The sequence below is a fragment of the Paenibacillus sp. Mc5Re-14 genome (assembly GCF_001049835.1).
Classification (GTDB): domain Bacteria; phylum Bacillota; class Bacilli; order Paenibacillales; family Paenibacillaceae; genus Paenibacillus; species Paenibacillus polymyxa_C.
On the sequence record NZ_CVPD01000001.1, the window covers coordinates 932,066 to 958,403 of the forward strand.

Below are 26,338 nucleotides of genomic sequence, written 5' to 3' on the forward strand. Positions count from 1 at the left end.
CATACGGCTAGCTCGTCAAAACCCAGTAGCGACAAAGAGCGATAGGATATATGTAATATACAAAAAAATGCCCGGCAGGCGCATTATCTGCACCAGCAGGACATTTGGATTATAATCGGAGTAGCGGGATTCGAACCCACGACCTCGCCCACCCCAAGGGCGCGCGCTACCTAGCTGCGCTATACCCCGATAAACCAGTGTATGTCAATCGTTGCTGTTATTTACCATTATAATCTGGTCACAAAAACCTGTAAAGGAATTATTTAGTCTGAGTGACGCAAAAAGTATAGGCCAAAATTGGAGATCACAGGAGCTATCCATGCAGAGCAAAAAAATAATTATCGGAGCAGTAGTATTACTTTTTTTAGTACAGCTAAGCATTCCTATGTGCTTCACCTTTGCACAGAATGACCTTGTCATAGATCAAAAAACGAAAGAGAGACTAGCAGAGCAATATGGCTTGGAAGAACCTCAGCCACCTACATCTAAGCAGAAGCAAAACATATTATTGGGAGCTGATTGGGGTTTTAGTTCTCCTGCTGGTGCTGTTGTGGTGGAATTCACCATATTAATTCGAAATCCGCTCATATTTATTAGTCAGCAACTGTTACGTTCGCTAAAATAGTCATACGCAAACTTTAAATATATTCCTCCCTGTATAAGATGGATGCATTAATTTATATTCAATTTCAAAATTCCCTTTTTGCTTTGCTATCTTAATTCGAAGAAAAATTCACGGTAACACCACCTGATACTAAGATCGTTAAAAGATCCATAAAATATTGCTGTGGTGAAAATCTATAGTATCTCTCTTCTTGATCCCATTCTTCCTCGAATCTTTCCAAGAAATAATGTGCGTTTTGCCAATGGATTGTGAACGGTCCTACTGCCCCAAAACCTCCACAGAGACAGTCCGATATACTGTCCAAGCTAAATCCAAAGTACCCTCCAGGCCCATTAATCGCTTCCCCAAGTGCTATAAAAAATGTTGTAAAATCAAATATGTGTTTCCCGTCTAAGGTGTAGACTTCTCCTCGTTTATCCAGTCTGGAAGATTGAAAACAATTAGATGCAGAATGTATTCTAGTCACGTTTAGCCATCCAGACCGTTCTTCTTTAGAAAAGCCTTGCCATATATTATTTTCAAGCGACTGAGCGCACTTTAATAACTCCCATAATCTTAATTCCACAGAGGAGGGCTTCGTTTCAAGTATGCCTGTTAACTCCAGATTGAAGTTTCCTTTATTGTAATTTAGTTTATGGATTATATAGGATTCAGGTAGGTGATAATGATAGCTTCCAATCACTTTTTCTTCATCATCTAAAATAGCAATGTACAAGTTGGATACAGATTGTTTTGTCTTTGCTATGTTTTCTATGAATTCTTCGTTAAATTCAAATTGCTCAAAAATGACCTTTTCATTCGTTCCAACCATAATATCACCCGTTAACCCAACCACATCTCGACAATAACCAACTGTGAGCCCACTTTCATCGTCCATAACAGCAAATCTCTGTCTCAATTTATATCATACCTCCCAACAATAATTTTAAGGAATATAGCATTTCAGGATAGAGCAATAATCAATTAATTTGAAGCCAATAAGGTTTAAAGGCCTCATGTAAAAAGCTCTAAAGATTCTAGCAAAAAGTCACGCTTATATTTATTTTTATGATCGCCCAGCTTTCTTCTTATCATTTGTCTACATAGCCCCTTTTGAGCCTCAGAGATTTTATCTTGCACTGTACTTATCAGTTGATAGGATTGTCTACTCGCTTCAAAGGTATCATCCAGTAAATCTACCAGCACCACAACATGAGTAGATACGTCAAAAAATTCTAGAGCATATAACAGTGTTCCTCTATTCCCTTTCGTCTTAGGACTTCTTAACAAGTCAATAAGTGGCAGCACCGCTTCACTGTCTCCTAGATCAGCTAACGTAATGGCGATTACATTTCTGAGCAATGCACTATCCGTTGTTGCCAAATAACTCAATAATATTGGAGTGAATGTATGATCCAGCTTTTCACCCACATCCTCTATAATCCTTATCGCTTCCTTTAAATCTCCACTCTCTATGACTTCTTCTAATCGGAATTTATCCATTGTTTACCAACCCATCTTATTACAATATATAGAAACTATCCAGTCTTAATACAATTCAATAGTTTACATATAATAACAAGCCTATTTCTCTTTTGTATATAGCGAACATTGTCGAGATCTAAAAAATATCCACTCATTGATTTAAAATAAACAAAATGTTATATTGTCTATAAAATAATCATCATTTGATTGAGGTGTTTGCTAAATGGATCATTCCGAACTATTCTGGAATGCTGATATTGAAGAACTGAAGCGTGGATATATTCGCCAAGGAGAGCAGGTAGTTTGCCTCTTGGACGGACAACGATACGAGCAAGGCATCATATATCAGGATCAAGGGGTATTTTATGACGCGGAGCGGTATATGCGTCTTCATATTGAGCGGATGTACGGTTCCGTCTTTGACTATTTGATCGGTCTGGATAAAAAGCTGACTGGACTGACGGATCATCAAAATCGGTTGCTTCAGTTATTTTATCAAGGGATGGGCGATGCGGATATTCAAAAGGAAACCGGAATCGGCAGTGCATCCACCATACGCAATCATCGCTTTGGTCTCAAGGAAAAAGAACGGCAGGCCAAGGTATTTCTCACATTAATGGAACTGTTAAAGGAGAAAGATCGCCACGCTCCCGCCATGGTAGAAGTACCCGTACAAGCACGGATGGTAGACGAACGTTACAACATTACAGAAGACGAAAGGCAAAAGGTACTCACGAAGTATTTTCCGAATGGGACAGACGGGCGCCTAAAGACCTTTAAAATGCAAGAAAAACACAAGCTGATTGTGCTGCGTGAAATTACGGGTCGTTTTGTGAAGGGACAAATATATCATGAGAAAGATATCAATGCGATTTTACAGGAAGTATATGACGATTATGTCACGGTGCGAAGATATATGATTGAATACGGTCTATTGGATCGCAAACCGGATGGCAGTGAATATTGGTTGAAGGAATCTTGAAGCTAGGCGCTTATAAAATAGGAGGATTCGACAATGGATCGAAGAAAAGAACTAGTGCAGCAATACATGGAGATGAAGACAGAGGCAGGAATCTATTGCATTCGCAATACACATAATGGAAAAATTTTCATTGCTTCCACGCCGAATTTAAAATCGCTGAATGGACGCCGTTTTGAGTTGCAAATGGGTATGTTTAAGAATAAACCGCTACAACAAGAATGGAATGAGTATGGCGAAGATTCGTTTGAATTTGAGGTGCTGGATGTTTTGAAAAAAAAGGATTCGGAGTTCTTTGATGTCAAAGATGCGCTGGCAAAGCTGGAGCAGACCTGGCTTGATCGACTCCAGCCTTACGGGGACAAAGGATATTTGTAAACTTACTGCTCCGCAGAAAACTCCTTGCGAAGATAGCCAAAAACAACAGCGTCAACAAACTGACCTTTTTCATAAAAGTAATCTCTCAAGTGCCCCTCTTTAGTAAAGCCACTTTTGAGCAGCAGCCGTCTGGAGCCTTCGTTATCTGGATCAATGAAGGCTTCTATACGGTGAACCTGCGGCAATTGAAAGCCGTAATCCACCACCACCTTCATCGCTTCTGTCATCAGGCCTTGCCGCCAGTATTCCGGTGCCAGCTCATAGCCGATTTCGATACGGGAGTGTTCCTTCTGCCAGTTATGAAATCCAATTGTGCCCACGATCCGCTCAGGAGCTTCTTTTAGCGTAATCCCCCAGCGAAAGCCCTCTTGCTTCTCATATCTGGTTAGCATGGAACGAATAAATTTCTCAGCTTGCTCTACCTTCGTAAAGCTTTCCAAATCATAATATTTTGTGACCTCATCTCTGGAAAAATAGTTGAATATGTCCTCCGCGTCTGCTAATGTAAGCTGTCTTAAATAAAGCCGATCGGTTACCAAAACCGGAAACGTTTCCATTGTCATTATTCATCTCCCCTTCACATCGAAGAACCTATCTTGTCAACCACCAGCCGATCCCCACCATTACTCCATTGATGAAGAATAATGCCGTGCATGCTCTCCACTTGTTGATTTCACTTGTTTGAAAAAAGCTGGTCACGGTACTACGACACATAAACAACGAAAAAAATAAATTCCAAATAATACGCATACCATATTTAATGTAGTAAAAAGCAGGACTTAGCTGCACACCGCCTAACGCTGGAGAGATATCGGGAATAAACAGAATTGCACACGCATAACGCATGGTCTCATATGTAAAATAAAATAATGCCAGCCACCAAGCCCACTTCTTACCGAACAACATACCAATACCGGCAGCCGTTCCTGCCAGACCGAGCAACGCGATAAATCCTTGAAACATGCCCCTGCACATGCCTAACAACGTAGAAGCCTCATTTAATGCATTAAGCGTCAATAGCTGTGTCACCAACAGGAGTGCTCCATTAAAAATCAGTAAAATAGCTGAAATGCTTACACCTAAAGGTCGTTCGAAAGCCACGTTCGTTACATAATCTTCTACTTCTTTTTTTGTATACAGATCGGACACTTCTTCTACTCTCCTAACCCAATTATTACATCCATTTTGCGGCGGGCATAATAACAGTGTGTTTTCGCCTCATTTCCATATATCGGCTTTTAGGAAAATATGGTTTAATCTTCCCTGAAAAATTCCGTTATCTATACAATAATTTATTATTCAGGGCAACTATGCTATCAAATCAACGACATGAGAATCCTGATCATTAACAGAATCCCAAATAGAGTAATATCTATCCTTATACTACCATTCAAAGAGTGAATCTGACAAATGGCTGATACTAGCACTTATGAATGTATACGCGTTATCTTCGTAGCTCTATAACCTTCATATGACTGGATATACTCTACTTGATAACCCATTTGGGCATCCAAAAGCTCTTCCATAAACGGGAGGCACGGGCTGTAGATAAAGCTCCCTCCTGGCCGAATGGCTTTAAGCAATTCCATATATTTACGAGCGTACTCATGGATATTACCATCTGCCTTCAGATGATGATGCATAAAATGATTGGAGAATGCCATATGTGAAACGATCGTTCCCCATGTACTTTCTCCATAAGTGCTCTCTAACCAATCTCCTTGAATGACACAACCTTCTGTCTCAGCCAGCCGATCTGTTCCGTAAGCCTCAAATCCCAAGGAACGTAAATAGGTAACCAACCGTGCCTCTGATCCGCAACCAACATCTAGAACAGGCTCTTGCAAACGAGCAAGGTCCAATCCTAGCAGATTGACTTGCAGCTCCGGCGTATATTCCTCACAAGGTATCCAAAAGGTATACTCACTCTCTGCATACTTAGCGAATATTTCACGTCCATTGGTACGAATAAGGAAATCTCTCAAATGCCCATAATGCTGCTGAAGCAGTAAGTCCAGAGTTGCTCCAGCTATAGCTTTCTTTTGAAACAGCTTTTCAATCCGGGTGAAGAATTGATCATACAGCTTTGCAAGCTCCCTCGCATGATTTGTGTGAAAATGTAGATACTGATTGGTATTTACAAACTGGGACAGTATTTTGGCCGCTACATCTTTCACAAAAGCATGATATGTATGTTGGCGCTTCAAGCTTTGAAGCATGAGGATCAGTTCCGGGCTTCGCTGCGTCAGCCAGTACGTCATTTCCGTTGAAGGTCCTAGCAGAACAGAACCCTCGTGCATGTAAAATAAACTCCGATGCTGATTATGCAGGAGTTGACCGTTAATAAGATTATGAAGTTGAGCGACTGTCATACTACTTCCTCCTTAAAGTCCAGAACATTAAAGCCCCACCCAAGCCTAAATCATGCTGGGTTTGGGTAGGGCCAGCTTATTTTCTGAGTATATCATGGTTATGGAAACTCGGTGCTATTGCAGATTCTCTGCCTTTACATAAGAGGATAGAGGAATATTCAAATCACGAACCCCTTGGGCTACCAAGCGGGCTATTTGCTCCGCACCATACTCCTGAAAATGTGTATCATCCTTCACGCCATCAGGAAATGCAGAATACACACCTGGCTCCAAATGTAAAAATAGTGGAAGTGTTCCTTCCAGTCCTAATGTATCATAGTAGGCTACACTCAATTGACTAAGATCGACCAGTGCAACACCCGTCTCTGATGCTGTTTCCTTCATGGCCTGCACATATTCCGGGAAACTAATCCGAAACGAAGCACTTGCTGCATCATAATCGCGGCGGCCTACAGGAGTAATTAGCACAGGTACCGCACCGCGTTGAGTGGCTCCTTGGATGTACGTTTTCAAGTAAACTTTATAGTCGGCAGGTGAAACATAACGCTCCTGATTATTGATCGCGGCATCATTATGCCCAAACTGTATGAACAGATAATCTCCTGGACGGATATTCCGTAAAATATCATCTAACCGCCCTTGAACCAAAAAAGTCTTCGTGCTACGTCCACCAATAGAACGGTTCACAAAAATAGTCTCATCTGTAAAAAACGGCGCAATCATTTGCCCCCAGCCTGCCTGAGGCTTCATCGAGGATTTATAGGTTTGAACCGTAGAATCTCCCGCAAGGTATACGGAAGGATGTTCTCCAGCCGTTCGAGCTCCCTTGGGAGTGATAACCAAAGCGTTGATCTTCGCTTCATTTCCTGAGAAATACAATTCGAGCTGACCGTCGATGAGTGCAAGCTCAAACGCAGCCTCGACAAATTGTCCTGCTGTTTTGGCAGTAGGCTCTACTTTAACAATGGATTCGGCTTTAACCGTAATGTCCGTGTTTCCGGCAATATCTCCGGCAATCAGAGAAAGCGTGTAATCCGCAGGTGGTAAATTGACGACAAATGATGAGCCTTGAACACGAACAAAATCTGAGCGGATAGCATCACTTCCACCACGGTTCTCTTCATTTACCTTGGAAAGATCGGTAAATCCATAGCCACGCTCAGGCGTGTAAGCATCCTTAGCAGTGACCTGAGTGTAGCCGTCAGCTACATCCCCAGGACCAAAATCAAAACGAAGAGGCGCCGCAAGCTGCTTTTCCGCTAATGCCTGCCCTGGAATAAGTATGGTTGCAAACAACAAGCTGAACCCTACGCATAACCCAATCATCTTACCGAACGACCTGTGATGCTTTCCCTTTTGTTTCAAGCGCAACCCTCGCTTCTCAGATTATTTGAGTGGTTTGTCATCGTCCATACGTCTATTGATCCCCACCAGCCTTTGGCAGCCTTGGTCCAGTACCCAGGATACCACAATACCAACCGTGTACCTGATCAGATCCACGGTCAGAAACCCTTTGCCAAGCACTAGGCCGCCCAAGGTGGTCGCCCGAATGTGGTTAATCCAAGGAGCCTGGTACATCTGACTGAATTCAATAGCGAAGCAAAACAGCACACTGCCCCAAAGGGCTACAGACAACTGACGGTTCACCCACAACATTCTCAGCCCAAAATAAATCATGCACGCCCACAAGGCATCCCCAAAGTGATTGGCAACGAATGCAGGTAACTGGGTGGAGAAAGCCCTGCTTCCCAAGCCCAACAAGATCATGACCAGCACGGCAACCAGATACGCAGCGCGAGCCTTCCAGTGGAACTTTTCCTTTATTTCCTGATTAATTCCCCTACTGCTGCTCTTACTAAATTTTCTCATACTAAATTACCTTTCCTAACACCGGAAAATACCTGCCAAGCTTCTAATAAAACTTCGTAAAGCATCCTCTTGGGATAGCGCTTGCAAGATTGCTGAACCTTAAGCTGATGTCACATTGTATGCACACCAACTTGTCTGTATTTTTCGTCATATTATGAATCATATAAGCTCCCGCAATATCGTACAATCGCTTGCTAAAATTCAATACCACGTACTTTCGCAAAAACCATATGGTGTACCATATTCCCCTCTTCATCACACTCGACATTCCTTAAAATCCCCTCTAATGTAAAACCTGCCCGTTCCGCTACCTTGGCGCTGCGCGTATTTCTGGAATCACAAAGAATCTCCAACCGATTAGCATGTAAATGCTGTATGGCAAAATCCGTAACACCATGCACGGCCTCTGTTATAATACCTTTGCCAGTCCATGAGGTTCTGAGCCAATATCCAATTTCAAATCTTCGTGCATCCCAATTCATTCGATGCAGACCGCTGCTGGCTACAAATTGTCCTGAAGCCGTATCAAATACGTACAGCACCATGTCAGACCGATCCAGAAATTTAAGTCTGGCTTGGCGTGAACGGATTTCAGATTCCTCTACCGTAGGGAGATTTCTCGCAAAAGGAAGCCAAGGCCGCAGCTCATGTACACTCTCGCGTATCGCCTCATTGACCGCCGCACCATCGCCCCACTGTGGAGCACGTATGGTCAATCGCTCCGTCTGGAATTGTTCCGGGAACGATAACAGAATGGGATTCGGTTGCTGCTCCCTACTCATGATGCCCCCTCCTCCATATTCGATGGATAGCTGAGACGATCCAGCCAGCCAGTGATTTCACGTAGACTCCCAATCTGATGATCCGGTACAATGTCCATTTCATTCCACGTCATAAAGCCTTCCAGCCAGATGGTATGCAGCCCTGCACTTTGCGCACCACGAATATCATTCGTCGGATGATCGCCTACGTAACAGGCATGACCAGGTTCGGCAATGTCCAGCTCTTTCAGTGCCAACTCGAAAATACGAGGATTAGGCTTCTCGACGTTGACGCCACCCGATACGATAATGGAATCCACATAATCTCTCAGCATAACCCGGTCAATCTTAGCCTGCTGCGTACGAAGTGAGCCGTTGGTAATAATACCAAGCTTCAAGCCCCGAGACCGTAGTTCGGACAACACTTCCTTGGCTCCATCCATCAATACCGTAAACTTATGAAATTCCCCATACCAAAAGCCCAGCATCTCCTGGACTGTCGTATCGGGATTTTTCAGTTTCAGGTTTGCATGCAGCTCAGTATACAGCTCCTTCTTATCCCGGTAGCCGTCCTGATCTGCCAGACGTATTCGTTCAACGACAGCCGCACGGCTGGCTGGTTCTTCTGCCACAATAAATCGTTCTATAAAACGCTCCGTATATGCAGCAAATGCCTGTTTGCGATGAATCAGTGTATTATCCAGATCAAAAATAATGGCTTCTATAGACATAACGAGCTCCTTTCTGTCCGTAAATTTATAACGATCAGCTTGAGACGAATTGAAGAACTCCGATCACAAGAAGCAAGAAAAAAATAGACAAGAAAATGATGACCATATACTTCAGGATTTTGCTAGAAGTCGACTTTTGTTCGAGTTTTGTCTCGATTTGGGTTAGCCTTTCCTTGATTTCTTCCAAATCCTGTTCCATCGTCACCTTATGCTCTCCTTCCTTTGCCTCGACTTATTTAACTTCCTAGCGATTCGACGCTTCAACTACATAAATCACTCCAAAAGCGAACTGTTTTTACGGCCTCAAAATCAATCTGTTCGTAAGTCTTCTCTCCAAATTCCTGCTTGAAATATTCCTGCAAACTTTCTCCATACACGATAATATCCGTTTGATACACTGAAAATACCGGATTTCCTTCTTCACAAGGCTGCTCTGGGATATATCGGTGACCATAGATGGGGATGAGCTTGGGCACGTGCAAAAACTCACGTTTACACGTATCAATGGCTTCCTGCAAATCTGTTGGTCTTTCTCCCCATTCGGAAGGCCAGAATATATTCTGCTCCACATCAAAAATCATACCTTCGAGCGGCCAATTCAGCCTTTCCCAAATGACACCCATTCGCTGTGGTGACGTATCTCTCCAAGGAATAAAGCTTTTACCGATTGGAAGAACGTTCATCAGCAGCTCTCTTAAATCGGGCGGAAAGTGAATATCATACCTGTCTTCGACTTCAGTAATCTCCTGGGTGGATAAGCCTGGGGTTAAGGTTACATCGTCTTTACGTAATAGATCGATAATATAAGCGACATCCATCTTCGATTGAACACCTCTATTCGCTGTCTGATTGCACCTTCTGATTGAATTCTAGGAGCTTAGTCGAGCGGATTGGTCAAGAGGCCTACCAGACTTGTAACTTCAACTTCACCGACTCGGCGTGGGCCTTCCATAAAATATCCCCTAGTTCCTACATGTATCCGGTGTCGGTGTACCTTTTCCCTCATTTCTCCAAACAAAATCCACATTCTTGCCTGACCTTCCCGGTGAACCGGGTGCCTGGTATCCATGATCAATTGACCCTCTTCATCTTCAAACTCAGGATGTATTGCATAAATTCCCGTTGTTGTAATATCATCGCCCTCATAGGAAAAATCGCAGCGATAACCCTGAATAGGCAGTTGTTTCCTGCCTCCTTCTTCCGGTGTGTAAAATCGATATTCTACTATAAAATCGTGCGGATGCTGCCTACTATGTTCATAGGGATTCCACATTTCATATCATCCCCTCTGGTCTTTCCCAAAAATATGTACTTCCTTCTAGTGTAATCCAATAGGAAAAGAAATCCAAGACCTATCCGCAAGGCATTGCCGAATAAGCTTGGATGATATGAGAGTCCTTTTTTCAGATATATGACTTTTGTACTTGCTGTCCGTTCACCTGAATATCTACGTCTACCTGCTGTCCCAGCCAAGCCCGCATGCGATTCCACGAAAAAACCTGCTCCATGTGAAAAACACCATATGGAAGTTCTGAACGATACAGGGCAAGCGCCGCAAAAACGGCGGCTTTAGCAGTCAAATCAGACTGATGATGTCCCCTTAGCCTGCATTCAACCCTCGTCTCCTTGCCATTGCGAGTTCCTTGGGCGTCTACCTTGACCGCTACAGCATTTCCTCCCAGATGCACTTTGCCAAAGCTGCGAACTACTGCATCACGAACAGTTGGCTGTCGGAGAAGACCTAATATTCCTATCGTCCGGAGCCCTGCCAGAAGACGGGTGGTCAAGCGCGAATCGAAGCACAGGCGTGTACTGACTGTAGGAATACCGAGCGTACGTGGAAGTGTCTGCTGATCCGAAAAGGGAAACCGATACGCCCGATGACGACCCACTCCTACACCAAAGTCTGCTACTATGCCGTCGGTAAAGCTTCTTCGAGTCACTGGACGTCCCTGTTCTATCACCTCCAAGTCGGTATGAATCTGATCTACAGTCCACTCAATCGCAGCCTGACCGTGTTGATCACCCAAGCCCAGCATCAAAGATATGTTCAATTCATCCGTCTGATCCATGAGTTGTGTCGCTTGCAGAGCCAATAGATTGGTTAGCCCTGGAGCTAATCCTACACTTAACAATGCAGTGACCTGATAAGCTCGGGCCTCCTGATGACACTGCTCCACCTGACTCAAAAAGGCCGCATTCGCAGTAATATCCATGTAATGCACGCCATGCTGAAGACAGGTGCGTACCAAGGTTGTATTGTCCTGATCCAGACACATAATAATCATTTTAGCTCGCTCTAATATCGACGGGTCTATGGGTTCATGAATATCAAGCTGCAAAGGTCGTATCTTGCCATTCGATTGTTGGCTGAATGCAGTGGCACGTTCCAGACTACGGCCTGCGGCAAATACCTTGCCAGGGAACATTTCACTTAACTCTGTGCATACAATTTTCCCAACATGCCCATACCCGCCAATGATGATGATATTATCCTTTGTCATAAGCCGTCTCTCCCTCTTTAACCGCAAACCATGCATTCACTAAAAAAGCACCATAATACCGGGTAATGCGAGTAAAGCCTGCATCTATCAATAGTTCCTGAATTGCCGCATTGGACACCGGGTTTGACTCACGACCGATAGAAGCAGCGAATCGTTCCCAATCCTCCAGTGAAATGCCCTGACTCAGCATATGGCCTTTCCACGCCTGCATTTGGATGGAAAAAGAAGGATCCTGCGGATTCCCATTAATAGAAGCTAGGCAAAAAGGCGCACCCGGCTTGAGTCGACCGGATATCTGGCGCAGCAATGCCTGTTTATTTTCCAAGCTCTGAAGAAAATGAAGCACCAGCAGGCAGGTAGCAGCGTCATAGACCGGTTCTCTGCATGACTCTTCGCTGCGCTTTTCGTACTGTTCTTTAGGTGATTTTCCAGACAACTCTTCCAACGTACCTGTAACAAATGATATTTTTGAACCGATGCCCGCTTGTGTCACACGTTGACGTGCCAAATCCAGCATGTGCTCAGAGGGATCAACTGCCCTAAAGGACCATGCCTCATGCCGCCCTCCGAGCGTAATCAGTTCCTGACCGCCCCCAGCTCCGACAATCAGCACATTCGGATCAATATTTTTGTTATGAGCCTGCGCTTCAAGCTGTGCGGTTATCAAACAATCTGTCATCTCATACAGATGGGTATATCCAGGTATTTTTAAAGCAATCGTATCCGCGTATTTATGCACATTCGGATGATTCCAGCTCATAGGTTGATTTGAGTCGGTATTTCCAATATGGGGTTGCTTCATATGTGCTCTCCTCCAAACATTTAGCCTTGATCTTCAACGGCCATTCGTTTATTGTAGATTTAATTAAGAATCATTCTCAATTATATAGACAATACGAATAACCACCATCCCACAAATGTGGGATTTAAGAAGATGCGATTGGAGAATCTCCAGCTTTCACGATAGGAGTAAAGGATGAACGCACATAATACACCATTTGCACAGCTTAAGAAGGATCGACAACCAATCATGGAAATGGGAAGTAAGTCACCCTCATCCCCCACCTACAAGCACACGCTAATCGACCGCTTGCGTACTCAGATTTCTTTTGATGCGGCGTGCTGTACGTCAGTAGATCCGCGAACGCTGCTTTCCACGGGGGCATTTACGGAGTCGGGTGTAGAGGGCATTCACAGCAAACTACTAGAATACGAATATCTGCACGACGATATCATGAAATACGATCAATTAGTGCGAGAGGGGCAGTCCATCGCGACGCTTCATGGGTCTACACAAGGCCAACCGGATCGCAGCACACGTTTTAGAAATGTTTTGCAACCCGCCGGATTCGGAGATGAGCTGCGTGTTCCATTTATGTACAAAGGAAGCTGCTGGGGATTTCTTACGTTGTTCCGCCACCATGGAAAGCCTGTATTCAGCACGGAAGAGCAACAACTGCTTGAAGCATTAGCGCCGTCCATAGCCTACCATCTGCGTCAAGATAGTGTCAGTGTATCCCCAGTCCCCGCAATGATTATGGAACATGAACTGGAGCCAGGGGTTCTGACGCTTTCCACTCAACTAACCCCCCTCTCGTCCAATATAGTAGCAGAACAGTGGCTAAAGCTGCTTCGGCAGCAAGAGGGAATCCATGATGGCGAGCTGCCAGCCTCTGTCCGGGCGGTAAGCTTGCGAGCGCTATCCACTTCTACTGCACCAGCCAGACTATGTATCCCTTCCGCTGATGCTGAAACCCCTTGGGTCACGATCAGAGCCACTCTCCTGCAAGGCGGACGCGAGCATATGGGCGAGAAGCAGTTGGCCGTATGGTTTGAGCCTGCTAAAGCAACTGACATGTTGCCGCTTATGGCTGAAATCTACTCATGGACTGAACGAGAGAGACAGCTTGTACGGCTCATTGTCCAAGGCTTTTCTACTAAGGAACTGGCAAGTGCACTTCATATTACGGCCTACACGGTGCAGGATCATCTGAAAGCGATTTTCTTGAAAACAGAGGTAAGCAGCCGTCGTGAGCTAGTATGGAAGGTATATTCCAGATTTAATTAATATATGTAAAAAAAAAGACAGATGACCCGGTTAAGGATCATCTGTCTTTGCATCACTGCTCTATTGAGACGCAAGAGTCTTATTTCTGCGAAGAGGATTTCGTATCATCGTATGATACTGGTGAGGGCTTCGCAATCCATTCATCAGCCTCAGGCTCGATATCCACGCCGTTGTCCAGCTTCGTTTTCTCCATCAAGGAATCTCCGTCCTCGTTCTTCTTGTTGCGGATTTTCGCTTCGTCTTGAGTGTGGTCGCTCATGTTGATTCCTCCTTTTTAATTTCATCTGATGGTTGTACCTTACTCATAATTACCCATTGCCGTCCTGTACAAACCTCTACACGACCAGATGCCCTTTTTTCTCCGCCGGTCCAATGGTCGCCTCAATGCCAGCATTAAACTCCAGAAAGTCGCTTTCCACTCCATCACTAAAAATAACTCCATTCTCCGGCATCTGCGAAGCAATGCGCAGCGGTCTTTCAACAGCCACCTGTCCAAACACCAGCTCCGCAGCAGTCGTCCGACTGGGAAACGGTTCTCTCACCGTAAAATAAAGCGATGGCGAGCTCCATGTTGCACGATGATCCTGCCTCATTCCTTCTACTGTCCCCTCCTGACTAAAAGCAGCACCTGACACCAGGTGATCTGGAGTGAGCGAGACCGGATGCCGTGTAGCACTGCCGACAATACCGGCCGCTCCAGCCAGCACACTGGTCAGCCAGCCTGTCGCCCCCAGTCCCGTGGAAACGATAATACCGCTGGACGATTGCTGCTCTACCTGATCCTCCAATCTCAACTCATATCTCGCAGAAACATGAGTTTTGCGCCCAATGAACAAATCGTTCACGGCATATAAGGATTGGCCATCATTCAGTTGGGCCTTAGCCAACGTAACCTCTTTAATCGGCCGTCTGTTCACGAACACATCCGGCACCACCCAGCGCAGATCAGATACAGTAAATGGCAGCAATACCCCGTCCCAGCGCAATGGATCTGGATTCACGCCGATTAGCGGCTGCTCGGTCAAATATTTTAACGTGTTGGCTACCAGCCCATCCTGACCCAGTACCACCACCGTATCCTGTTCACCAAAAATAAAGTTCGGCACATGCTCCCGTTCCACAATCTGCACACGGCCCAAGGCCGACAACTCGGACGTTGCCGTTGCCACCGCCCTGCGGTAATTTTCATCCTCCAGCACATAATCACTGAAATCCGCACCCAACCGTTCCATAAAGAAGCGAGCCTGCTGCACCGTATTGTATCGGACAATCAGTTCCTCCAATCGCGTTTTACGCTTCACCAAAATAATCTTCTGCTCTGTCATTCGGCTGCTCATCGTGCTCTTCCTCCAGGTCCTCTCGATCCTGCTGAACCGTTTGTTCCCGTATCTGACATGAGACCTTGTAGCAGATCAGGCGTAATATTCAACTGACCGATTTTCCCTGCATTTTCTGCGAGCTCCTGAAATGCGATCGCGATCAGCTTATCCGGGCTCATATCCATATTGGCCATAGCTTGAAGTACGTTGGGCTCGACATCCTGCAATGATTTCATCACCGCTGTCAGCTCATAGGCCTTGGCATCGGCTTCCGCCTTTTTATTCGTTACGGTCAGCTCAATCAGTTCGCGTTTTTTCTCCTCCAAAGCCGTGTCAAACCGCAGCTGCTCCTCCTTCATCTCACTTTGCTTTTGCTTTACGGAACGCTCGGCATCCAGTTGGGTTTCGCGGATTTGCCTCTTTTTCGTCTCCACTGCAATTTCCGTATTCAGCTCATTTTCCTTTACACGGCGCTCCTGCTCAATGGATGCGTTACGACGCTCATACAAAGCGTGATCCGCATTACGAAGAATTTCCTCTCTCGCCTGCGCTTCCAGTGCTCTCATCGTCTCCTTATTGGGTAAAATCGCCAAAATGGACAGCCCCATGACCTCAATGCCCAGTTTCTCCATTTCTGTATGCTGAGCAATATCCTTCGTCATGTTTTGGGCCAGACGTTCACTGGACTGAACTGCTTCTTTGAGTGGGACACGTTCCAAATACTTTTTGGTAAGCACCTTGGCAATGTTAATCACCCGTTGGGCCAGCTTGCTTGGATCGTCCGAAATGTAGCGCCGTTCCTTCAAATCATACGTATAGTTTAAAATCTGCGTCGTTCTGCGGTAATCCACAATCCGATAAGTCAGTTGTCCCTGCACTGTCACTGCCTGGAAATCATTCGTCATATCTTCAAACATGAACGGTACATCAATGGAAGAGACCGGCACGACGACGACCGAGGTGGTCGGGGCGTAGTAATAAAAGGATAACCCGACACCCTCTCGAACCACCTTCCCGTTCTTCACCTTCATGACATATTCACTGGGTTGAAATTTAACAAAATTAAATCCAAACATCGTCGCTTCCTCGCTTTCTTTATCGTATCCATCATCTTGTTAATTATTAATTGTTATTAACAATTTGTTATTAACAATAAAATAACACAACTAAACAATAATATCAATATGACATTTACAAAAAAATAAAGGCTGCTCCCCTCCGATATGCTCGGTTGGGGAAACAGCCTCAGATTTCTTGCATTTTTTTAATAAAAACACTTTCAAAAATGTATACCTATCTGCATATTTAAATAGAATCACTAGCAAAACGAACCGCTCTGCTAACCAAGACCGGCAGCACGGATATATGACCTTCGTCTGCAAATTCCCGGTACTCTACGTGTAGTCCTAGATTGTCCCTAGTCGTTAGACGCGCAGCTAAGTCCCTGGCTTTTTCCTGCATGCCACTAAAATGCCCAGCCTCTAACTCCCCTACAGCAATCAACAGCTTTTTAGTCCAATGCTTCTGAGCTATAGAAGCTACAAACTGTTTCTCTTCATCCTTAATAGCTTGTCCACCCCAGTGTATAGACGGACTTCCCGCCACATACACCTGAAAAGAGTCTGGTCTTGTAAACAGGGTATGTAATACGAACAGTCCTCCAAGCGAATGCCCGAAGATCGTCTGTCGGCTGCGGTCGATAGGAAAATCACGCTCAATCATAGGCTTAAGCTCATCTTCAATAAATGATAAGAAATGCTCGGCGCCCCCGCTTTCTATAGCTGCATCTTCGTTTGGCTTTATTGGAAGCTCCACAGCCGTCCCCGGCAGTGTAAGATCGTAATATCGTGAAGGATGAAATGGAGCCTCTGTTGGATAGCCTATTCCTACAATGATAGCTGGAACAACCCCTGTTTTGTCGGGCCGTCTACCCTGAACGCGCACTGCTTCCACCATGGTTCCAAAAACAGAATTGGCATCCAGCACATAAATAATAGGATAACCAGATACAGGAGGTTCCTCGGCAGGGATGGCAATATAAATATGATACTCGCGGTTTTCAGCCTGCGAGTGCATCACTCGATGCTGACTACGAGGAACGCATACGGCTCCGTGAGCATCGCTGTAATGATTAGCTTGCGTAAATACGTTTTTAATGAAAATAACCTCCTGTAGAACCTGAATTCTAATGAAATCAGGCCGTTTTTTTCATAAGCAAGACTACAAAATAAGGGACCCCGATCACCGCAATAATCAGCCCAACGGGAATTTCCGCAGGCGCAACCACCGTTTTGGCAATAAAATCAGATAATAGCACCAGTACCATACCGACCATACCGCATACAGGAATCACAAAACGATGATGAAGGCCAACCAGCCTTCTGGCGATATGAGGAGACAATAATCCTACAAAGCCTATTCCTCCCGAAACAGACACACAGGCACTCACCAGTCCAATGCTGGACAACAGAAGAATAGACTTTTCCTTTTCGGTCGCAACCCCGAGACTTTTAGCTGTATGTTCATGCAATTGAAATAGATCCAGAACATATGACTTCAGCCAAATAACAGGAATTAAAATGACGAGCCATGGAATTACGGCAGCAACCAGCTTCCAATCAGCACTCCAAATACTGCCCGACATCCATACTGTCGCCATCTCGAAATCCGAGGCTTTCATTTTCAGCGACAGATATAAGCTTAAGGAACCGAAGCCAGAGCCAATCGCGATACCTACGAGAAGCAGCCGCTGCGGATCCAGACGACCTGCTTTCCAAGCAAATAAATAGATCAGCAGCGCTGCCATCAAACCTCCAATCAAGCCGAAAAAGGGCATAGCCAGCGCTGCAGTCCAGCCTGTCGTTTCCATTTGTCCCTGGTAAAAGAACATAAATATGACGATGGCTGCCCCCGCCCCTGCGTTAATGCCTAAAATGCCGGGATCGGCCAAGCCATTTCGTGTAACTCCCTGTACTGCCGCCCCAGCAATCCCCAGACCTAAGCCGACCAAGGCCGCAATCACAATACGCGGTAGCCGAAAATCAAAAATCACCAAATCCAACTGCGGAGTAGGGTGAATACGGAACAAGGTCTGAATTACTTCCTGTAGGGTCATGTCGAACTCTCCATGGGTCAGACTGACATAGGAGGCTGCTAAAATGAGCGCAGCCCCGCCTGAAAGGACGAACCACAGACGTTTCGCACTGATTTTACGCATGCTCTCCCCCTCCTTTTCTACGTATTAAGTACAGAAAGAAAGGGATGCCAATGACCGAGGTAACCACACCAATAGGCGTTTCAAACGGATAATTAAGAAAACGGCTCAACACATCAGACATGCCCAAAAAAAGACCACCGATCAATCCAGAGCATGGAATGACCCAACGGTAATCTACACCGATTAAATATCGGGTAATGTGCGGAATCAACAAGCCAACGAAGGCAATTTTTCCTGCCAGCGCAACAGAAACACCTGTCAGCAATGCTACACAAAGCATGGCCCCCAGCTTGACCGGTAATGCCCGCTGTCCCAGCCCTGTGGCCACGTCGTCGCCCAGCGACAATAGTGTTATTGGCTTGGCCAGCAGCATCGCTCCCACAATTGCCACAAGAGCTAAGGGAATTGCCAATTGAATCATATCGGGATCCATCTGATGCAGACGAGCGTTAAACCAGAAGCTTACATTTTGCGATACATTAAAATAAATGGAAAGAACGGCCGACAGGCTGCTTAAAAACGTGCCGATGATCGTTCCCAAAATGGCCATACGAACCGGAGCAAGACCGCCGGGAATCATCCAGGCTAAACCAAACACAATAGCCACTCCCAAAGCAGACCCCACAAAAGAACTTCCGATCAGGCCCATCGAAGTGGAGTTTGGCGCGAGAATCATCATTAAGGTGATCACAAATGCCGCCCCATCCGACACGCCCATAATTGAGGGTGAAGCCAAGAAGTTCCGCGTCATTCCTTGCATAATGGCTCCTGAAATCGCGAGAAAAGCACCGATTAATATAGAGCCGACCGCTCTGGGCAGACGCGAGTTTAAAACGACCTGATGATCCACATTCCCAGCATCAAAATGAAAAAAGCTAGCAGTTACCGTCTCCCATTCTATCGTTTTGGCTCCATACATCACAGACAGCAGTAGCGTTAATACGATAAATAAGGGAGAGACGAAGATTACAACATAAGGAGAGATCAACTTTTTTCCCATGTTCCTACCTTTACTGCGAAAGTCGGTTCATAACCGCTTCCAAAAAGGCAAGTTTGCTCCATGAAGTACCACCTTGAGCATTGGGATCTACAATATTGACGAAGGTTTTCCCATTCTTAACGGCATTGATGCTGCTCCAAATCGGATTCTTCTCCAAATCTGCCAACGCCTGCGGTTGATCCTTGTTCTCTCCTTCAGAGAATTGCACGAACAGATAATCCGGGTTCATATCAGCCAATTTCTCCAGAGAAACCGCCTCTTGTGCTTTAACTGTATTTAACTCTTCCGGTACTTTAGCTCCTAGATCAGCATACAGCGAAGGATTGAAATATACATCTGCAGGATATACATACAAATTGCCTGTACGAATCCGTACCATGAGTACCTTTTTATTTTCCCATATTGGCTTTAGCTTCTGTTGGGCCGCTTCCGCATCTTGCTTGTACTTATTCAGGATCTCTTTCGCTTTCGCCTCTTTGCCCGTAAGTTCTCCCAACATTAATAGATTCGCTTCCCAGTTCGTTGAAATATGGGATACTGGAATCATTGGAGCGACCTTACCTAGCTGATCTGCCACCGCAGGCCGAAATTTAGAACTTCCCAGAATTACATCCGCTTTCAGTTTGAGGATCGTTTCAGCGCTAGGCTGCATTCGGTCACCAACGTCTGTAGCTCCTTCCATTGCTTTCTCCATGAACTCAGGGAATTTCCCGCCCGAGGTAACCGCCCCAGTTGGTTTCACTCCCAGGACAGCCGCATCTTCCATCGCTTCCAGACTAGCTATAATAATATGATCCGTTTTGGCCAGCTTATAAGTCTTATCTAGATATGTAATCGTCTTGGCACTTTCTCCGTCAGAAACAGACGTTTGTGTCGATGCATTGGTATTCTTTTGGGCTGAGCTATCCACCTCCTGCACCTTTTCACCACATGCCGTCAACAGCAAACTTGCCGATAACAAGGTACACATCCATACTGCAAATTTCTTCATGATCTAAAAGACTCCCCTCTACCTACTTGAATTTACAGATAATAATTATCATTATCATTGATAACTATTATCAATAGTAGGAGAGAAATCGGTGTATTGCAATATTTTTTCTAATATTTATTAAAAAGAGAGCTGACTTCTCCTGAAATCATTGCAATTAGGAAGCATCAGCCTCCCCTGTTCTGTTGGATATCATTCACATTCCATTCTTTATAGAACTGCTCCAAATACATCTCCATCCATTGATGCCGGACCTCCGCTAGCTCTCGGGCATAAGTGGTGTTCATTAAATCCTTGAGCTTGAGCAGCTTTTCGTAAAAATGGTAAATAGCACTTTTACCTGCGGCGCGATATTCATACTGTGAATAGTCCTGACCTGGTTCATGCATGATACTGCCCTTTGAGCCTGCATACATAAAGGTTCTTGCAATCCCAATCGCCCCCAGGGCATCCAACCGATCTGCATCCTGTACAACCTGACCTTCCAGCGTTTCCATAGGCGGGTTTTGTCCACCATTGTAGGACATTGTAGCAATAACGGTCATTACGTGTGTGATCACGTCCGGATCGTTTACATGCAGATGCAGCCACTGCTCAACTTTATCCAGCCCCGCTTGTTTGGAATCATTCAATTTTTCATCCGCTACATCATGCAACAGTGCTGCCAGTTCACACACGAACGGATCTGCACCTTCTTTTGCAGCGATTTCAATGGACAGCTTCCTCACCCGGTCAATATGCCACCAATCGTGACCACTGTGGTCATGCTCCAACTGTTGCTGTACATACGGCTCTGCCTTTTGAATGATATTTACCCTTATCGCTTCCTGTTGCTCTGTTCGTCTGTTCATAAGTCACCTTTCAATCCCGTCTATATTTACTATGTGAGAGGTTGGTTTATTTTTTATATGCTTGTCCATTTGCTTAGTGCGAATCATCGAGAGCGCCTTACGGGCTGCCAGCTTCCCATTTGGGCTTCCATGCTTCACTACTTCTTTTAATATTTCGGTCGCTGGTTCATACCCATGATATCCCAAAAGAATACATGCACGTTCCTGTACATACATATCTTCATCATCCACATAGGAAAGCAATGAATCCACCTCACTGACAGGAGTAATCGCCATTAAGCTGTAAAGAAGCTGACACCTCACGTCATCCTCCATAGATGAATCCTTTTCCAGTATAGCCTGTAATTCATGCATACAGCGAATATCTTCTGCTAGTTGTTCGGTGCTTATGTTCTCGTCAGACGGGTAATCCTTATGCAGCTCTTCCCAATCGAGCTCCGGTTTTTGCTCCAACTCTGCAATCAACGAAGCCGCACTTCGGTATATCGGTGACAAATCTGTTTCCTCGTGATTTATATAACATAATTTATATGCCAACGGTCCTTCTACATATAGGCCTACATAATTAGAATGATCATCCGTCCATAGAGGGACGATATGTTTGAACACCTCGATCTGCGCCATCCACTCAGTACTCTCAGCAAGCTCCTGTTCACTCAGTAATCGTAGCTGAACCTTCTGCCCTTTCTGCTTCTTACTATGGATCAGTAAAGCTTCCAGCGTATCGTCAGGCAGATAAATCGCTAGACGCTCAAACACCTCTCGTAAGCTCATTTTTTCACACTCCTAATCTTTTCTACTCCAAATCTACTATTTAAGTCCCGAAAAAGACAGGCTTTCTTCATTTTATTCTATATGTGTGTGGCATCCAACATTAGGTCGAGAAGTCCTTAACTATGCAAAAAAAGAACCTCCTCAACCACATCAGCTGTAGTTAACGGAAGTTCTTTATTAAACACTGATTCCCTTATCTTACTCCAAGACACCAAGCTCGCGGTTTTTTTCCTTGAATCGGCTGTTATGAGAAGATACATATGCCGCTTTGTCAGCTGTCGGATCAATGTACAGCTTGGCGCTGTTGAGGGCAAGGGCGGCGTCTGTGAACGTACCTGCAATCAGATACAGCTTGCTTCCGTACTCGACAAAATCGCCTGCAGCAAAAATCCCCGGTAGATTCGTTTCCAGCTTGTCGCTCACGCGGGCATGCCACTCTCCCATATCCAGTCCCCAATCTCGCAGAGGACCGAAATCGGATTTTAGACCATGATTTACGATAACTGCATCAACATTCAGTATCTCTGTTTCGCCCGTATCTACATGATTGATCGTCACCTGCTCAATCGTCTCTCCGTTGTTGCTATGTAACTGACCTACCGCGTAAGGTGTGAGAACACGAACCGAAGAGGATTTCATACGGGCTACATTTTTCTCATGTCCGCCAAAATGATCCCGACGATGTACAACTGTCACACTCGCCGCAATAGATTCCAGCTCATTCGCCCAATCTACCGCCGAGTTGCCTCCACCGGAAATCAGAACATGTTTGTCCCGGAACGGCTCCAGCTCTTGTACGGTATAATGCAGATTTGTAACCTCGTAACGGTCAGCGCCTTCAATCTCCAGTTTAGCCATTTTGAGAATACCATAGCCTACGGCCAGAACGATCGTACGCGTCCAATGCTGTTCCCCTGTGGCAGAAGTCAGCAGGAACGTACCATCTTCTTGCCGATCCAAACCCGTAATCTGTTGCCCCAGTACAATGGTAGGCTCGAACGTTTTTGCCTGCTGCTCCAGCTGGTCGATCAGCTTTTCACATAAAATCGGGGTAACGCCTCCAACATCCCATATCATCTTCTCAGGGTATATGCGCATCCGTCCGCCTAGCTCATGCTTGGCTTCGATCAGCTTGGTTTTCATATCTCTCATTCCACTGTAAAACGCGGTATACATACCGGCAGGACCGCCGCCGATGATCGTTACATCATATAATTCCAAGGACTCTGTCACTCTGCAACTCTCCCTATCATAACTTAATATGTCTGCTTCTATTATAAGTGATAATAATTATCAATATCAATTAAGAAATAAAAACATATCTGTGACAGAGGTTTTTGTGATTTTGGAACTACATTTTATACAGTTATCTGGCTATTGCTTTTGTTAATCTTGTGTATTAGGCAGGGATTGATTCACTATTGCATGCAATGCTTTTTCATTCAACCCAGTCTGTACAAATTGAAAACGGTGACCTGCCAGTCTCTGAACTCGATCTATGATCTGCCCCAAATGATAAGCTGTATGCTCTACCACATGGTAAACATCATACATATTTATATAGCCTGTATTATCCAATGCTGCACAGAAGGCAGAAAAAGCATCTTCAACTTCATCCATAAGTTGCTCACCAAGTATTGATCGTACATTCTGTGCTTGGATATGATCGTAAATTCATGCATGGAAGAATTCATATGTTCATTTCCTCCTTCATCTTTTCAGCTGTATTTTTTGAAAAAGTCACTTCCGTGGATTATCCAATATCGTTCAGCAGGAGGGACCTCTTCCAAAAAGTTCTGATATTCCCCTTTCCACCCCACCGGGACATAATGTTCGAAAGAAGCTGGCTCTGGAAATAGTGAGTAGAGAATTTTCTGGTCAAAATCAACATATAAAGCAGGACAGAATTCCAACACTTCATCCTTATGCTGAATTGCATCATCTAGCATCTGGAGCATTGTAGTGAGTTCTCCCGCATCTACCTTATATTCACAGATGTGTTCCAAAAATGCTCCCGCTGTAGTCTCATCCAAAATAGCGATACCAAACCGTTCCTCCATCTCGGTATTCAAAAACCAATACTCTCTTTCCGTCACATACCAATTCCATTGTCCCTGAAAAATGACACCGACAATAATATTTTGTGCATATTCAGGCCATATTTTCATGAGCTTTTGTGTTCCCCTCCCTCACTTACAGCTCGATCCAAAACCGGTTTACACGGTTTCCATCTTCCTCTATGTAATCCTTGTCTGGTGTTCCGCCGTTTCGCAGAATCGTTCTTTTGGAACTGATATTATCGGAGTCGCATACGACGAGGGCTCTGGAAACACCCAACTCTTTTGCTTTGCCCAATGCCAGACTCAGCATAGTCACAGCGCACCTGTTCCCTCGTGCAGAAGGACGGATACCATAACCGATATGACCGCCAGCATTTAACAGATGCTCATTAAGATCATGACGGATATTCACTGCTCCGACGACCTGGTCATCTGCATCCATCAGCCAGTATGTCGAACTTTTAACCCAGCCTTCAGACAAGCCAATTCCATTTTTCTGTTGATTTAAAAACGTCAGCATACCTTCAAAATCATATGGTTCTATAGAAATCACCCAAGGCACCATTTGCTCCTGGCTTTTTTTCCATTCCTCATAAAATGAAAGATAAGCATCCTTCCAGCGCCGATCCGGCTCAACCAATCTTACAGTCTGCATCCCGCTCACGACCTCCTCTTTAAGCGCTCCATATATCTCTAATGGTCGTCATCTCTACACCCCATAGTTCTTAGTCGTTGCTTCCAGGGTTTCATCCGTCTCCGCAAGCCACACGGAACTAACCTCAAACGTCCCCGGCTCGAAAAACAAGGGAAATCTCCGCTTAAACCAATCCTGCATCGGCAAATTTAGTGCTTCCTTCATATCCACCCACAGCAGATCTCCCTCAGGGGGATTCTTTAATAGTTCACCTTCCGTTGCTGTAGCCAAATAGTTAAAGACCATGTATCTCAGCCCTTGATTTGGATCACAATATTCGTCGATTCCTTTAAATACAATTTCCGTAACCGTTAAGCCCGTTTCCTCCTTTACTTCGCGAATGGCTCCGTTCACAATGCTCTCTGGGAACTCTACTTTTCCTCCTGGAGCAATATAACCTGGAAACCCCTTTCGATTGGGTCTATTCATAAGCAATACCTTGGTTCCGTCTTGAATCATGCACATGGTATATATTTTGTGTGTCACTTCTGTAGCCAATCCAATCATACCTTTCTTTATTCACGATTCTCTATGATCTAGCTTTTGACTTTCTCACCGACATATTGTAATTGGTTAAATATAGTATTCCAATCAGAACAATCACAGTCCCTCTTCAAACAACTGCATACCTATAATTTCAAAGGAGACGCCGTCGCCTGCTTTAACGTTGGTATCACCATTCATTTCTTCCGAATCTAAAACAAACGTTGCATCTCCTACAACAATCTCCAGACATTCTATCCCGCCTGCTTCGCCTTGCATCACTTGTTGTATCATTCCTTGAATCCAATAGTCGCCTAGCTTTGGTTGAGGGCGAACAACGCCTGTCTTTTCAGTAGGCCTCAGTCTTCTGAACCCTTCTATACTGGATTGAGAAATCTCAACCGAAATGACACAGCCAGGAATTAACTTGTCCAAGCTTTGTTTATACGGAACAACATACGCATATCCCGAGGTCAGTTCACACCAAAAAGATGTCCAGTAACCGTATACCTTTTCCTCGCCAATACTACGAATGATGATCTTTTCATCTTTATTTACTTCCTTGATCTGTACGCGCATATTCGGAGTCCTCAGTAGATATTTTTCTTATAATAATAGTGTTTAAAGCCTCTAGGAGCCTCCTCAATGACACCGACTACTTCATACCCATGTTTCTCATAGAATTCAGGCGCTTGAAAAGAAAAGGTATTTAGTTGTATAAAATCACATCCTTTATCTCTAGCCATTTGTTCGATTTCACCAAGCAATTGCGAACCGTAGCCCTTTCCTCTATGGACCTGATCTACCCACAAAATATCAACCTCCACCCAGTTCCAACATAGTACACTTAGAAGACCGCCGATGACCTGACCTTCTCCATTTTTGAGCGTAAGATTAATCTCTTCATATTGGGTTTGAATATCTGCTGGGACGTGTTTTGCATTAAACTCAATCAACTTGTTTCTGACGAAACGAGCTTCATCCTTACTACTTCGACTCATTTGAGGTTCCAGCGTCATGGCTTAAATCCTCCAATTTAGAATGTATACTAACACTACTAATTCAATCTATAAAATACTAAAGTTAGAAACCTTTCATCTTCCCACTGTTATTTATTGTATATACTTTTCTAAGTTTAGTCACATGATTCATTTTAACCCGACGTAAACGCAAAAAAGCAGGCTCCCTATGAAACAGA

At 44.7% G+C, this 26,338-nt stretch carries 34 protein-coding genes and 1 tRNA gene; 4 read left to right on the forward strand and 31 right to left on the reverse strand.

From position 1 onward, the window contains the following. Positions 1-115: 115 nt before the first annotated feature. Positions 116-189 (reverse strand) — tRNA-Pro (locus BN1546_RS04320). Between the two features lie 130 nt (positions 190-319). Between BN1546_RS04320 and BN1546_RS04325 the strand changes: the two genes are divergently transcribed. Beyond that, complete coding sequence (locus BN1546_RS04325; protein ID WP_040101806.1) at positions 320-625, forward strand: hypothetical protein; 306 nt, start codon at positions 320-322, stop codon at positions 623-625. 91 nt (positions 626-716) lie between these two features. Here the strand turns inward: BN1546_RS04325 and BN1546_RS04330 are convergent, their stop codons facing one another. Next, positions 717-1,523, reverse strand: a complete 807-nt coding sequence (locus BN1546_RS04330) for a barstar family protein (protein ID WP_040101807.1) — start codon at positions 1,521-1,523, stop codon at positions 717-719. A 95-nt stretch (positions 1,524-1,618) separates the two neighbouring features. Continuing rightward, a complete protein-coding gene (locus BN1546_RS04335; RefSeq protein ID WP_058829233.1) occupies positions 1,619-2,107 on the reverse strand; it encodes a HEAT repeat domain-containing protein in 489 nt (162 codons plus the stop codon). A 205-nt stretch (positions 2,108-2,312) separates the two neighbouring features. On the opposite strand from BN1546_RS04335, the gene BN1546_RS04340 reads away from it, so the two are divergent. Together BN1546_RS04340 and BN1546_RS04345 are read left to right on the forward strand one after the other, a co-directional pair. Continuing rightward, a complete protein-coding gene (locus BN1546_RS04340; protein ID WP_058829232.1) occupies positions 2,313-3,071 on the forward strand; it encodes a DUF2087 domain-containing protein in 759 nt (252 codons plus the stop codon). A gap of 33 nt (positions 3,072-3,104) precedes the next feature. Then, positions 3,105-3,446, forward strand: coding sequence for a GIY-YIG nuclease family protein (locus BN1546_RS04345; RefSeq protein ID WP_058712465.1), 342 nt, complete (start codon positions 3,105-3,107; stop codon positions 3,444-3,446). A gap of 2 nt (positions 3,447-3,448) precedes the next feature. Here BN1546_RS04345 and BN1546_RS04350 read toward each other — a convergent pair whose 3' ends face one another. The 12 genes from BN1546_RS04350 to BN1546_RS04400 form a co-directional block, all read right to left on the reverse strand. Then, the gene (locus BN1546_RS04350) at positions 3,449-4,009 is read right to left on the reverse strand and encodes a GNAT family N-acetyltransferase (protein WP_090736105.1); all 561 of its coding nucleotides are present in this window, start codon (positions 4,007-4,009) and stop codon (positions 3,449-3,451) included. A 28-nt stretch (positions 4,010-4,037) separates the two neighbouring features. Beyond that, positions 4,038-4,595, reverse strand: a complete 558-nt coding sequence (locus BN1546_RS04355; protein ID WP_090736107.1) for a hypothetical protein — start codon at positions 4,593-4,595, stop codon at positions 4,038-4,040. A gap of 278 nt (positions 4,596-4,873) precedes the next feature. Then, entirely contained in the window at positions 4,874-5,818 is a 945-nt protein-coding gene (locus BN1546_RS04360) for a methyltransferase domain-containing protein (RefSeq protein WP_090736109.1), read from the reverse strand. 114 nt (positions 5,819-5,932) lie between these two features. Then, a complete protein-coding gene (locus tag BN1546_RS04365) occupies positions 5,933-7,144 on the reverse strand; it encodes a rhamnogalacturonan acetylesterase (RefSeq protein ID WP_090739125.1) in 1,212 nt (403 codons plus the stop codon). Positions 7,145-7,204: 60 nt separating this feature from the next. Further along, complete coding sequence (locus BN1546_RS04370; protein WP_058829229.1) at positions 7,205-7,687, reverse strand: ribosomal maturation YjgA family protein; 483 nt, start codon at positions 7,685-7,687, stop codon at positions 7,205-7,207. Positions 7,688-7,881: 194 nt separating this feature from the next. After that, on the reverse strand, positions 7,882-8,469 hold the full coding sequence (locus tag BN1546_RS04375) for a GNAT family N-acetyltransferase (protein ID WP_013370048.1): 588 nt from the start codon (positions 8,467-8,469) through the stop codon (positions 7,882-7,884). Then, positions 8,466-9,179, reverse strand: a complete 714-nt coding sequence (locus tag BN1546_RS04380; protein ID WP_025676341.1) for an HAD family hydrolase — start codon at positions 9,177-9,179, stop codon at positions 8,466-8,468. The genes BN1546_RS04375 and BN1546_RS04380 overlap by 4 nt, the downstream gene beginning before the upstream one ends. Before the next feature lie 34 nt (positions 9,180-9,213). Next, entirely contained in the window at positions 9,214-9,384 is a 171-nt protein-coding gene (locus BN1546_RS27225) for a hypothetical protein (protein WP_013370046.1), read from the reverse strand. Positions 9,385-9,439: 55 nt separating this feature from the next. Beyond that, positions 9,440-9,997, reverse strand: coding sequence for an SMI1/KNR4 family protein (locus BN1546_RS04385; RefSeq protein ID WP_013370044.1), 558 nt, complete (start codon positions 9,995-9,997; stop codon positions 9,440-9,442). A 59-nt stretch (positions 9,998-10,056) separates the two neighbouring features. Then, positions 10,057-10,452, reverse strand: a complete 396-nt coding sequence (locus BN1546_RS04390; protein WP_013370043.1) for a hypothetical protein — start codon at positions 10,450-10,452, stop codon at positions 10,057-10,059. 130 nt (positions 10,453-10,582) lie between these two features. Then, complete coding sequence (locus BN1546_RS04395; RefSeq protein ID WP_090736112.1) at positions 10,583-11,683, reverse strand: saccharopine dehydrogenase family protein; 1,101 nt, start codon at positions 11,681-11,683, stop codon at positions 10,583-10,585. Continuing rightward, positions 11,670-12,485: a class I SAM-dependent methyltransferase gene (locus BN1546_RS04400; protein WP_090736114.1), complete on the reverse strand. Its 816-nt coding sequence runs from the start codon at positions 12,483-12,485 to the stop codon at positions 11,670-11,672. Before BN1546_RS04400 ends, BN1546_RS04395 begins: the two co-directional genes overlap by 14 nt. A gap of 174 nt (positions 12,486-12,659) precedes the next feature. Here BN1546_RS04400 and BN1546_RS04405 point away from each other — a divergent pair, with 174 nt between their 5' ends. Continuing rightward, entirely contained in the window at positions 12,660-13,751 is a 1,092-nt protein-coding gene (locus BN1546_RS04405) for a LuxR C-terminal-related transcriptional regulator (protein ID WP_090736117.1), read from the forward strand. A gap of 79 nt (positions 13,752-13,830) precedes the next feature. Here BN1546_RS04405 and BN1546_RS04410 read toward each other — a convergent pair whose 3' ends face one another. The 16 genes from BN1546_RS04410 to BN1546_RS04485 all read right to left on the reverse strand — a co-directional run bounded on the left by BN1546_RS04410 (position 13,831) and on the right by BN1546_RS04485 (position 26,159). Next, positions 13,831-14,010, reverse strand: coding sequence for a hypothetical protein (locus tag BN1546_RS04410; RefSeq protein ID WP_013370039.1), 180 nt, complete (start codon positions 14,008-14,010; stop codon positions 13,831-13,833). Between the two features lie 76 nt (positions 14,011-14,086). Beyond that, complete coding sequence (locus tag BN1546_RS04415) at positions 14,087-15,088, reverse strand: NAD(+)/NADH kinase (RefSeq protein ID WP_090736120.1); 1,002 nt, start codon at positions 15,086-15,088, stop codon at positions 14,087-14,089. Continuing rightward, complete coding sequence (locus tag BN1546_RS04420) at positions 15,085-16,146, reverse strand: SPFH domain-containing protein (RefSeq protein WP_090736123.1); 1,062 nt, start codon at positions 16,144-16,146, stop codon at positions 15,085-15,087. Before BN1546_RS04420 ends, BN1546_RS04415 begins: the two co-directional genes overlap by 4 nt. Before the next feature lie 229 nt (positions 16,147-16,375). After that, positions 16,376-17,146 (reverse strand): alpha/beta hydrolase, encoded by a 771-nt coding sequence (locus tag BN1546_RS04425; protein ID WP_064963942.1) that lies wholly within the window; start codon positions 17,144-17,146, stop codon positions 16,376-16,378. Between the two features lie 118 nt (positions 17,147-17,264). Continuing rightward, positions 17,265-18,287, reverse strand: a complete 1,023-nt coding sequence (locus BN1546_RS04430; RefSeq protein WP_013370034.1) for a FecCD family ABC transporter permease — start codon at positions 18,285-18,287, stop codon at positions 17,265-17,267. Continuing rightward, positions 18,280-19,287, reverse strand: a complete 1,008-nt coding sequence (locus BN1546_RS04435) for a FecCD family ABC transporter permease (RefSeq protein ID WP_013370033.1) — start codon at positions 19,285-19,287, stop codon at positions 18,280-18,282. Before BN1546_RS04435 ends, BN1546_RS04430 begins: the two co-directional genes overlap by 8 nt. Positions 19,288-19,297: 10 nt before the next feature. Continuing rightward, a complete protein-coding gene (locus BN1546_RS04440) occupies positions 19,298-20,278 on the reverse strand; it encodes an ABC transporter substrate-binding protein (protein ID WP_013370032.1) in 981 nt (326 codons plus the stop codon). A 167-nt stretch (positions 20,279-20,445) separates the two neighbouring features. Beyond that, entirely contained in the window at positions 20,446-21,129 is a 684-nt protein-coding gene (locus tag BN1546_RS04445) for an HD domain-containing protein (protein ID WP_090736126.1), read from the reverse strand. Between the two features lie 3 nt (positions 21,130-21,132). After that, positions 21,133-21,903, reverse strand: a complete 771-nt coding sequence (locus BN1546_RS04450; RefSeq protein WP_090736128.1) for a HEAT repeat domain-containing protein — start codon at positions 21,901-21,903, stop codon at positions 21,133-21,135. A gap of 198 nt (positions 21,904-22,101) precedes the next feature. Next, entirely contained in the window at positions 22,102-23,136 is a 1,035-nt protein-coding gene (locus BN1546_RS04455; protein ID WP_013370029.1) for an NAD(P)/FAD-dependent oxidoreductase, read from the reverse strand. A gap of 153 nt (positions 23,137-23,289) precedes the next feature. Next, entirely contained in the window at positions 23,290-23,523 is a 234-nt protein-coding gene (locus BN1546_RS04460) for a hypothetical protein (protein WP_025676329.1), read from the reverse strand. A 98-nt stretch (positions 23,524-23,621) separates the two neighbouring features. Next, positions 23,622-24,071 (reverse strand): hypothetical protein, encoded by a 450-nt coding sequence (locus tag BN1546_RS04465; RefSeq protein ID WP_090736131.1) that lies wholly within the window; start codon positions 24,069-24,071, stop codon positions 23,622-23,624. A gap of 25 nt (positions 24,072-24,096) precedes the next feature. After that, positions 24,097-24,618 carry a GNAT family N-acetyltransferase gene (locus BN1546_RS04470; protein ID WP_090736134.1) on the reverse strand — a complete coding sequence of 174 codons (522 nt, stop codon included), beginning with the start codon at positions 24,616-24,618 and terminating at the stop codon, positions 24,097-24,099. Between the two features lie 54 nt (positions 24,619-24,672). Then, positions 24,673-25,164 carry an 8-oxo-dGTP diphosphatase gene (locus tag BN1546_RS04475; protein ID WP_013370025.1) on the reverse strand — a complete coding sequence of 164 codons (492 nt, stop codon included), beginning with the start codon at positions 25,162-25,164 and terminating at the stop codon, positions 24,673-24,675. A gap of 93 nt (positions 25,165-25,257) precedes the next feature. Continuing rightward, a complete protein-coding gene (locus BN1546_RS04480) occupies positions 25,258-25,719 on the reverse strand; it encodes a hypothetical protein (RefSeq protein WP_040101824.1) in 462 nt (153 codons plus the stop codon). Positions 25,720-25,730: 11 nt separating this feature from the next. After that, on the reverse strand, positions 25,731-26,159 hold the full coding sequence (locus tag BN1546_RS04485) for a GNAT family N-acetyltransferase (RefSeq protein WP_025676324.1): 429 nt from the start codon (positions 26,157-26,159) through the stop codon (positions 25,731-25,733). Positions 26,160-26,338: the final 179 nt, after the last annotated feature.

What these genes read in the sequence shown, in the direction of transcription:
- BN1546_RS04435 (WP_013370033.1), bottom strand. Translation starts at nt 19,287, where the DNA reads ATGGGAAAAAAGTTGATCTCTCCTTATGTTGTAATCTTCGTCTCTCCC.
- BN1546_RS04440 (WP_013370032.1), bottom strand. Translation starts at nt 20,278, where the DNA reads ATGAAGAAATTTGCAGTATGGATGTGTACCTTGTTATCGGCAAGTTTG.
- BN1546_RS04480 (WP_040101824.1), bottom strand. Translation starts at nt 25,719, where the DNA reads ATGCGCGTACAGATCAAGGAAGTAAATAAAGATGAAAAGATCATCATT.
- BN1546_RS04380 (WP_025676341.1), bottom strand. Translation starts at nt 9,179, where the DNA reads ATGTCTATAGAAGCCATTATTTTTGATCTGGATAATACACTGATTCAT.
- BN1546_RS04465 (WP_090736131.1), bottom strand. Translation starts at nt 24,071, where the DNA reads ATGAAAATATGGCCTGAATATGCACAAAATATTATTGTCGGTGTCATT.
- BN1546_RS04415 (WP_090736120.1), bottom strand. Translation starts at nt 15,088, where the DNA reads ATGAGCAGCCGAATGACAGAGCAGAAGATTATTTTGGTGAAGCGTAAA.
- BN1546_RS04385 (WP_013370044.1), bottom strand. Translation starts at nt 9,997, where the DNA reads ATGGATGTCGCTTATATTATCGATCTATTACGTAAAGACGATGTAACC.
- BN1546_RS04445 (WP_090736126.1), bottom strand. Translation starts at nt 21,129, where the DNA reads ATGAACAGACGAACAGAGCAACAGGAAGCGATAAGGGTAAATATCATT.
- BN1546_RS04410 (WP_013370039.1), bottom strand. Translation starts at nt 14,010, where the DNA reads ATGAGCGACCACACTCAAGACGAAGCGAAAATCCGCAACAAGAAGAAC.
- BN1546_RS04365 (WP_090739125.1), bottom strand. Translation starts at nt 7,144, where the DNA reads ATGATTGGGTTATGCGTAGGGTTCAGCTTGTTGTTTGCAACCATACTT.
- BN1546_RS04370 (WP_058829229.1), bottom strand. Translation starts at nt 7,687, where the DNA reads ATGAGAAAATTTAGTAAGAGCAGCAGTAGGGGAATTAATCAGGAAATA.
- BN1546_RS04340 (WP_058829232.1), top strand. Translation starts at nt 2,313, where the DNA reads ATGGATCATTCCGAACTATTCTGGAATGCTGATATTGAAGAACTGAAG.
- BN1546_RS04345 (WP_058712465.1), top strand. Translation starts at nt 3,105, where the DNA reads ATGGATCGAAGAAAAGAACTAGTGCAGCAATACATGGAGATGAAGACA.
- BN1546_RS04425 (WP_064963942.1), bottom strand. Translation starts at nt 17,146, where the DNA reads ATGCACTCGCAGGCTGAAAACCGCGAGTATCATATTTATATTGCCATC.
- BN1546_RS04405 (WP_090736117.1), top strand. Translation starts at nt 12,660, where the DNA reads ATGAACGCACATAATACACCATTTGCACAGCTTAAGAAGGATCGACAA.
- BN1546_RS04395 (WP_090736112.1), bottom strand. Translation starts at nt 11,683, where the DNA reads ATGACAAAGGATAATATCATCATCATTGGCGGGTATGGGCATGTTGGG.
- BN1546_RS04460 (WP_025676329.1), bottom strand. Translation starts at nt 23,523, where the DNA reads ATGGATGAAGTTGAAGATGCTTTTTCTGCCTTCTGTGCAGCATTGGAT.
- BN1546_RS04350 (WP_090736105.1), bottom strand. Translation starts at nt 4,009, where the DNA reads ATGACAATGGAAACGTTTCCGGTTTTGGTAACCGATCGGCTTTATTTA.
- BN1546_RS04420 (WP_090736123.1), bottom strand. Translation starts at nt 16,146, where the DNA reads ATGTTTGGATTTAATTTTGTTAAATTTCAACCCAGTGAATATGTCATG.
- BN1546_RS04375 (WP_013370048.1), bottom strand. Translation starts at nt 8,469, where the DNA reads ATGAGTAGGGAGCAGCAACCGAATCCCATTCTGTTATCGTTCCCGGAA.
- BN1546_RS04390 (WP_013370043.1), bottom strand. Translation starts at nt 10,452, where the DNA reads ATGTGGAATCCCTATGAACATAGTAGGCAGCATCCGCACGATTTTATA.
- BN1546_RS04475 (WP_013370025.1), bottom strand. Translation starts at nt 25,164, where the DNA reads ATGATTGGATTGGCTACAGAAGTGACACACAAAATATATACCATGTGC.
- BN1546_RS04360 (WP_090736109.1), bottom strand. Translation starts at nt 5,818, where the DNA reads ATGACAGTCGCTCAACTTCATAATCTTATTAACGGTCAACTCCTGCAT.
- BN1546_RS04335 (WP_058829233.1), bottom strand. Translation starts at nt 2,107, where the DNA reads ATGGATAAATTCCGATTAGAAGAAGTCATAGAGAGTGGAGATTTAAAG.
- BN1546_RS04485 (WP_025676324.1), bottom strand. Translation starts at nt 26,159, where the DNA reads ATGACGCTGGAACCTCAAATGAGTCGAAGTAGTAAGGATGAAGCTCGT.
- BN1546_RS04325 (WP_040101806.1), top strand. Translation starts at nt 320, where the DNA reads ATGCAGAGCAAAAAAATAATTATCGGAGCAGTAGTATTACTTTTTTTA.
- BN1546_RS04430 (WP_013370034.1), bottom strand. Translation starts at nt 18,287, where the DNA reads ATGCGTAAAATCAGTGCGAAACGTCTGTGGTTCGTCCTTTCAGGCGGG.
- BN1546_RS04400 (WP_090736114.1), bottom strand. Translation starts at nt 12,485, where the DNA reads ATGAAGCAACCCCATATTGGAAATACCGACTCAAATCAACCTATGAGC.
- BN1546_RS04450 (WP_090736128.1), bottom strand. Translation starts at nt 21,903, where the DNA reads ATGAGCTTACGAGAGGTGTTTGAGCGTCTAGCGATTTATCTGCCTGAC.
- BN1546_RS04470 (WP_090736134.1), bottom strand. Translation starts at nt 24,618, where the DNA reads ATGCAGACTGTAAGATTGGTTGAGCCGGATCGGCGCTGGAAGGATGCT.